Consider the following 7,779-nt stretch of genomic DNA (forward strand, 5'->3'; position numbering starts at 1 on the left):
TATATGAAAATGTATATTATCGTAAAAGATAACGTTCCTGATAAATTGGTTCCTGTGATCACCGCTCATGCTTCCTTGGCTTGTTACAAAAAATTTGAGACCAATGATAATATGATAAGATGGATCAATGGAATATTTAAAAAAGTTGTTTGTGTTACCCAAGAAAATGAATTTGAAAAACTTAAAGATGAAGATGATTTTATTCTTTTAACAGAATCTGCCCTAGATGGCCGGGAAGTTTGTCTGGCATTCTGCCCGAGAATAGAATACTCCAAAAAATTTAAATTCTTAAAAATGTGGAAACCTCAAAATCATCAGGATGAAAACCGAGCTGATTAAAACTTAATAAAATAATTTAAAAGACAAAAAAATGATCTTTGACCAAGCATTTCAAACCTACATCCTCAACCAAAAAGTAATTGCCTGGGGATTTCAGCATGAGATAAAAGTTGTTTTACCAAATGGATATTCTGCCTATCCGAGTGGTTATTTTACAGAATATGAAAACGGCTATAAACTCATTGCCAGTGGAGCTACACTTTACAAAACAAATATTCAGGAAGCCATGATCCTCGATCCTGACGGAATTCCGATTGCTCGGGATACTGAAGATACGCGACCCTGCGATTATTAAATAATTGTCTTTTTTTTAAATTCAGAGAAAATAAATTTTGAAATATTTATAGTTCACTAAGAATGTATTTTTTTAGCCCAAGGAAAAAACTTTTACTTGCCTTTGATCGTTTATTGTAAGACTTGTTGATAATCAATTCAAAATTTCTTCGAAATCGTATGTTTAAATTTGCATTGTAAAATTGATATTTTACATTCCTAAAAAGAATCTGATGAAAATCCTGATTATAGAAGACGAAACCGAACTGGCAAAAAGTATTGCAGAATACCTTTCTGAAGAAAACTATCTGTGTGAGTTTGCCCTTACCTACAGTGAAGCTATGAACAAGATAGAACTATTTCATTACGATTGTATTCTGTTGGATATTATGCTGCCGGATGGAAATGGTCTTAAGATTCTGGAAGAACTGAAAAAACAGAATAAGCAGGATGGAGTCATCATTGTGTCGGCAAAAAATGCGCTGGAAGATAAGGTTAAAGGACTTCAGCTGGGCGCAGATGACTATTTGACCAAGCCTTTTCATCTGTCTGAACTGATGGCACGGATTTACTCTATCATCCGGAGAAAACAGTTCAGCAATTCCAATATTGTCAAACAGAACGAATTGGAAATCGATCTTCTGGCTAAAACTGTTTCGGTCAAAAATCAGGTAATTGCCCTTACCAAAAAAGAATTGGATTTGCTTCTCTATTTCATCGGAAACAAAAATAAAGTGATTTCAAAAAGTACATTGGCAGAGCATCTTTCAGGAGATTTTGCAGATATGCTTGACAATCATGACTTTGTCTACGCCCACGTCAAAAATCTCAAGAAAAAACTGTATGATGCAGGTTGCGACCATGATCTGAAAACCATTTACGGAACGGGTTATAAATGGGTTTCACAATAGTAATGATTTATTAAAAGACTGGCTATTACTATTTAATTGAGGAAATATCTTTAAATTTATCTAAAATATGTACATAAAATAATTAGTATCCATCTTGCAGCCCCTACTCAGCAAAATTACAAAGCCCTTCATTATTTATGTCCTTATTATTCTGGCCATCAGTGTTCCAGTGTACTATTTGGTCGTGGACGCAATATGGAAGCACGAGCTAGATGAGCATAACGAGATTGTGGCAGAAAAAACAGCATCTCATCTCAACAGTTTGAATTTAGAAGACCATAAACTTCTAGAAACGATACGATTTTGGAATGAGATGCAGCCAAGTACAACTATTCAAAGTCTGAAAAAAAAAGATAATTATCAAGACAGTGTTTTCATTATAGAAAGACCTCACAAGTTTCTTGATTTTGAAAAAATAGACAGATTTAGAGCGCTTTCCACAATCATTTACCTTAACGAAAAGCCTTTCAGGTTTCGCATAGAAACAAATATTGAAGAATCTCAGGAAACTATTTTCTTCATATCTGCAACTAGTGTAATGCTCTTTCTTTTGATTGTAGCGGGTTTGTTAATTTTAAATAGAAAGTTATCTAAATCAGTTTGGAAGCCATTCAATCAAACGTTAGATAAACTCAAAACATTTAGTCTTAACCAGCAGACCAAAATTGAATTCAATGAAACGGATATTAAAGAATTTGATGAATTAAATAGTTCATTAAGCAAATTAATAGAACAAAATATTTCAGTTTACAAAACACAGAAAGAGTTTACAGAAAATGCTTCCCATGAATTACAAACGCCTTTGGCGATTCTGAAAAATAAGCTTGATATTCTTTTACAAAATGAGGATCTTACAGAAAAACAGTACGAGATCACTGAAGAAATGAACAGAGCATTGTCTAGAAGTTCAAGGATAAATAAAAACCTTTTACTTCTTGCAAAAATTGATAATAGCCAATTTGATAGTTCTGAGACTTTTTTGTTTACAGGATTACTTCATCAAAGTCTGGAACTTTTGCAGGAACATTTTGAGCACAAAAATATTTCTGTCAAAAAAAACATAATGTCTGACGTTCAAGTAAATGGAAACAGCGGCCTGACGGAAGTGCTCATCAATAACCTGATACTGAATGCGATTCGTCATACCTTAACAAAGGGTTTTATTTCTATACGACTTACAGATTGTGTTTTTGAAATTACGAATTCTGGGACTGAGTCTCTTGATGCCGAATTACTGTTTAAAAGATTTTCTAAACTTTCTCAAGGCAGCAAAGGAAGTGGTCTGGGTTTAGCAATTATCAGTGAAATTTGCAAATTCCAAAACTGGAGCATTAGTTATCAATTTGAAAAACAGCATCACATTTTTTCTGTTCGTTTTTAAAGTTCAAAATTTCTTCTAAATTGGATTGTTTCTTTACACGTTTTTAACGGGTAAATATGAATTCAAAAAAAGGTTATGCAAGATTGGTTAAGAAGATCTTTGGTGGGAGGTTTTCTGCATTATTCAGTGTTTTAAGTTTATACATTCTTTTTTCGTTGGTAATAAGAATCCTACTGTTGGTCTGGTCTGCAAAAGACATAGATGGTAATGTACTTGATATCCTGAGAGCGTTTTTCACAGGATTTATGTTTGATCTCACCATGGGCTTATTATTTTTGGTTTTGTATGCTACTTATCTTCTGATTTTTCCAAAAAGATGGATTGGTTCTTTTTTTGACCAATGTTTTACTTACTCTCATTTAGCTTTACTTTTTATCATTATTTACTTCAGTCTTTTGGCAGAAATTCCTTTCTGGGACGAATTTGGCGTGAGATTCAATTTTATTGCAGTCGATTATCTCATTTATACCTATGAAGTTTTTGAAAATATCAACCAGTCTTATCCTCTACCATTGGTGGCAGTTGTTTTATTAGGATTAATCGTGTTTACTTTTATTGTATTTAAAAAGCTTAGTATTTTCAAAAATACCTTTGCAGGTAAAAGTTCTCTTCGCCATCGTTTTGTTTTTGCAGTTCCTGTTGTGATTTTAGGTTCAGTCTTGGGACTTGTAATGAAAAACAAGCAGGCAGATTTTAGCAATAATCTTGTGGTGAATGAACTGGGGAAAAATGGGGCGTTCTCTTTTGTTTCAGCATATCAGTCAAACGAATTAGATTATGAAACATTTTACCCTAAAATATGTGATAAAGATGCATATTCGGTTTTGAGAAATAATCTCTTACAGCAAAATCAGAAATTTATTACAAATAAATACGATGATATTTCCAGAATTACACAAAGCATTCATGAACAGAAACCCAATATTATACTGATCACGATAGAAAGCTTCAGTGGAGAATTTTTAAAAGCATTTGGAAACAAGGATAATATCACACCCAATTACGACAAACTTGCTGACGAAAGCATCTTTTTTACCAATTTATATGCCACCGGAACCAGAACCGTCAGAGGAATGGAAGCACTTACTTTATCTGTGCCACCAACACCGGGGAACAGTATCGTGAGAAGACCTAATAATCAGAATTTATTTTCGGTTTCAACGATTGTAAGAGCAAAAAATTATCAGCCGTATTTTATTTATGGAGGCGACGGCTATTTTGATAATATGAATAACTTTTTTGGAGGTCAGGGTTTTGATATTGTCGACAGAGACCGAGGAAATCCTTTGTCAGACGACATTAAAACCGAAAGATTTCAAATTAAAGATAAAGAAGTTACCTTTGAAAATGCGTGGGGAATTTGTGATGAGGACCTCTACAGACAGTCTATAAAGTATGCTGATAAAAGTGCAAAAGAAAACAAGCCTTTTTTTCAGTTTGTAATGACAACTTCCAATCATAAACCTTACACTTTCCCGAAAGGAAAAATAAACCTTCCCCAAGGTGATAGAAACGGTGCCGTGAAATATACTGATTATGCATTAGGAAAATTCATTGAAGAAGCAAAAGTGAAACCTTGGTTTAAAAATACCGTTTTTGTAATTGTTGCTGATCACTGTGCAAGTAGCGCAGGCAAGTGGGAAATAAACATTGCCAAACATCATATTCCAGCCATTATTTACAATCTTCCTCATCAAAAAGTAGAGAAAATCTACCGCCTCACTTCACAGATAGATTTGATGCCGACACTATTCGGATATTTGGGGTGGAGTTACAACACCAGTTTGTATGGGAAGGATATAAATCAAACCAAACCAGGAGAGGAACGAGCTTTTCTGGGAAACTATCGAACATTAGGAATGTTGAAAAGAAATGTCTTCACGCAAATAGATGACAGAAAAAGAGTAAAACAGTTTAGTGTTTCAGGAAAAGATCAATCACTATCCGAAGCTCCTTCCATGAATCATTCTTTAGTTTCAGAAACTAATTCATATTATCAGACGGCTAGCGAAAGATTCAAAAATGGAAGAATGAAGGAAGGAAAGAAAAATAAATAAGCTTTAAAATTTATTTGTCTTTTTTTTAATTAGGTTAAAATTTTTTGGCTTTCAGGCGGTGATAAGTGTTTTACTAAATTGGTATAAAGTCTTATTCGCTTGATATCTAATAAGTTGGCTATGTGTTTTTAAATTAACTTAATTTAACACTTAATAAATGTAACAAATATTCCCCTATTGGTGTCTTATTGGTAGAAAAACTTAGTTTTAAATGAAAACCATTTTAGCACCAATCATATTATTAATAGGAACTCTCGGTTTTGCTCAGACAAAAAAAGATACTTTAAAATCCAAAGAAAAAGAAATTGAAGCCGTCACTTTAACCTATAAAAAGCCAACCGTAGAATCAAAAGTAGACCGTACGGTTTTTAATGTGGCAAATTCTTCTATTCTTGCAGGAAATACAACCTGGGATGTTTTGAGAATGACACCTCTCCTGAGTGTAGATAATTATGACGCTCTGAAAGCAGAAGGAGAATCTGTAACGGTATATATCAACGACAGGAAATCTGTTTTTACAGGAAAAGAACTGAAAGAATATCTGCAGACCATCCCGGCTGATAATTTAATGAAAATTGAGGTGATCACGAGTCCCTCTGCAAGATATGAAGCTACTGGTTCTGTAATTAACATCGTTTTGAAAAAACGTGATGATGAAGGGATGAAAGGAAGTGTCACATTCAACAACAGACAGAATACACAAAATTCCCAGTACACCAATTTAAATTTAAACTATCATAAAAAGAAGTTTACACAGACTCTGATAGGAAGTTACAGTGACAATACTTTTGTTCAGAGAAATTCATTTTTGAATACGGTTTATGAAAATAATATTGTAACAGATGGTCGTACGTACATTGTTTATAAAGGTAAAAACCCTTCACTTTCCTCTACATCAGAATTCGAAATTAATGATAAAAACACAATGGGCGTGATTCTAGAAATGTACCAAGGTAAACGGAGTAATTCTTCAGAAGCAGAAGGCTTTCGCCAAATTAACGGTGTTTTCGACCAGTCTTACGATCAGAATCAAAGCTCTTCAACATTGAACCGAACTTTGGGAACGAATGTTTTTTACAAATATTACGATAAAGAGAAAAACAGAATTCTAGATATTAATCTTGGGACAAACTATGATGGACAATCAGATAATAATTATTTCATTAAAAATACTGTTTCAAGCACTGACGGGATTTCTGTTAACGAAATCGGAGTTCTGTCTGATATAGAAAATCGAAATTATTACCTTAAGATTGATTACATACATCCATTTGGGAAGGAGGGAGGAAATCTTGAAGTAGGAGGGAAGATGGATTTTAATAATAATGTAATTCCCAATGATCTTTATGGAAATCAGCCGGAAGATCTCAGCACAAAAGATATATTCCATTATGAAGACAATATCAATTCTCTCTATGTCAACTATTCTAAAACATTTTTTAAAAAGTTAGAAACCAGAGTAGGAATTCGATATGAGCATATTGATTATAAAATCCGTCAGGATATTGCCGGAGCCTCGAGAAAAGATTCTTATGGAGCATTTCTGCCCAATATTTTGGTTAAATATTCCTTTTCAGATAAATATGATTTAAGTCTGACCTATAACAGAAATCTTTGGAGACCGTGGTATTCCGAATTCAATCCTTTTATGCAGCCCACAAACGATGGGTTTTATACCCGCGGGAATATGGATCTTCTCCCAAATCCGAGCGACAGGCTGTATATGAAGTTTGGTTTTTTAAAGAAGTATTTTCTTTCTGCCAGATATATGTATACCAATCAGGATTATTGGACAGCGTATTTAACCGAAGGGGATAAAATAATTTCCCAAGAAACAAATTTTGTAGGTAAAGTACATAAGTATTACTTGTTCGCAAACACGAACCAGTCTTTTCTAAAAAATAAATTGAACGTGAATTTTGGTTTTGGATGGAATTATCTCGATAATAGTGATTTCAATACGAGAAATCGCATTGAGGGAGCAGCAAACTACTTGAGCTATTGGGCTGGATCTACCAATGTATCGTATACCAATTTATTTAATAAGAACATCAATCTAAGCGCATGGGTTGAGGTATCTAATCAGAATAATGGAAATTCTTATGCCAACACCACCAATGTTTTTCATAATATTTCAGCAACAAAAATTTTTCCAAAAACACAGATGGAGTTCAGCCTTCAGCTCATGAACATCTTTGGCAGGCCCAATTTTGATTCAACGACATACAGTCAGATTGGGAGTTTTAGAAACTCTACCAAATCTGACTGGTACGGTTTCTCCTTAACATTCGTAAAACGCTTCGGGAACCAGAAAGTAAAAGAAAACACAAAAACCGATGTTGAAAAAAACAGCGGCGGCGAAAAATAATTTTTTTCTCTTCATATAAACGGATAATCGAAAACATTATCCGTTTTTTTATTCATATATATAGAAGCATTTAAAAGCACTTGTTTTGATTTAACTGTAATTTACAGTTATTAATTATTGACAATTTTTCTCTAGGAGCTTTTACCCGCTATGCACTGTATCTTTTTTAGATTGGCTCTGCGTTGCCTGTGGAATCTAAAAAAGGATGCCGTTTCTATCGGGGCTGGGGTAGCGGCACTCCCACACGATCATCCATCGCCCTACATCCTATAGTCAGTATCCATCAGTCAACATTGCCAAAATTTTTCTCACATGAATTCAGCGAGTTACCGATGAATATGAATTAAATTTAAACATAATGTTAAATATATTTGGAAGTAGAGGGGAAAACGTACTACTTTTGCCCCACTGAAAAACGAGAGAGATTCGGTAGCGCAGAAGAGCCTTTAG

Annotated in this window: 6 protein-coding genes; all 6 read left to right on the plus strand. The window is 33.9% G+C overall.

The genetic code is table 11. The annotated features are described in order from the left end of the window. The first annotated feature begins 3 nt into the window (after window positions 1-3). The 6 genes from AR685_RS12565 to AR685_RS12590 all read left to right on the plus strand — a co-directional run bounded on the left by AR685_RS12565 (window position 4) and on the right by AR685_RS12590 (window position 7,329). Window positions 4-339 (plus strand): peptidyl-tRNA hydrolase, encoded by a 336-nt coding sequence (locus AR685_RS12565; RefSeq protein ID WP_047445838.1) that lies wholly within the window; start codon window positions 4-6, stop codon window positions 337-339. Between the two features lie 31 nt (window positions 340-370). Beyond that, the gene (locus tag AR685_RS12570; protein ID WP_047445839.1) at window positions 371-634 is read left to right on the plus strand and encodes a hypothetical protein; all 264 of its coding nucleotides are present in this window, start codon (window positions 371-373) and stop codon (window positions 632-634) included. A gap of 211 nt (window positions 635-845) precedes the next feature. Then, window positions 846-1,523, plus strand: coding sequence for a response regulator transcription factor (locus AR685_RS12575; RefSeq protein ID WP_059124779.1), 678 nt, complete (start codon window positions 846-848; stop codon window positions 1,521-1,523). Between the two features lie 94 nt (window positions 1,524-1,617). After that, window positions 1,618-2,904: a sensor histidine kinase gene (locus AR685_RS12580; RefSeq protein ID WP_059124780.1), complete on the plus strand. Its 1,287-nt coding sequence runs from the start codon at window positions 1,618-1,620 to the stop codon at window positions 2,902-2,904. Window positions 2,905-2,960: 56 nt separating this feature from the next. Then, window positions 2,961-4,961, plus strand: coding sequence for an LTA synthase family protein (locus AR685_RS12585; RefSeq protein WP_059124781.1), 2,001 nt, complete (start codon window positions 2,961-2,963; stop codon window positions 4,959-4,961). A gap of 211 nt (window positions 4,962-5,172) precedes the next feature. Further along, entirely contained in the window at window positions 5,173-7,329 is a 2,157-nt protein-coding gene (locus AR685_RS12590; RefSeq protein WP_059124782.1) for an outer membrane beta-barrel protein, read from the plus strand. Window positions 7,330-7,779: the final 450 nt, after the last annotated feature.

This window comes from Chryseobacterium sp. JAH (assembly GCF_001507335.1).
GTDB lineage: Bacteria > Bacteroidota > Bacteroidia > Flavobacteriales > Weeksellaceae > Chryseobacterium.

Bases quoted from the DNA above. Each gene is read 5' to 3' on its own strand.
- AR685_RS12585 (WP_059124781.1), top strand. From the start codon at position 2,961: ATGAATTCAAAAAAAGGTTATGCAAGATTGGTTAAGAAGATCTTTGGT.
- AR685_RS12575 (WP_059124779.1), top strand. From the start codon at position 846: ATGAAAATCCTGATTATAGAAGACGAAACCGAACTGGCAAAAAGTATT.
- AR685_RS12590 (WP_059124782.1), top strand. From the start codon at position 5,173: ATGAAAACCATTTTAGCACCAATCATATTATTAATAGGAACTCTCGGT.
- AR685_RS12565 (WP_047445838.1), top strand. From the start codon at position 4: ATGAAAATGTATATTATCGTAAAAGATAACGTTCCTGATAAATTGGTT.
- AR685_RS12570 (WP_047445839.1), top strand. From the start codon at position 371: ATGATCTTTGACCAAGCATTTCAAACCTACATCCTCAACCAAAAAGTA.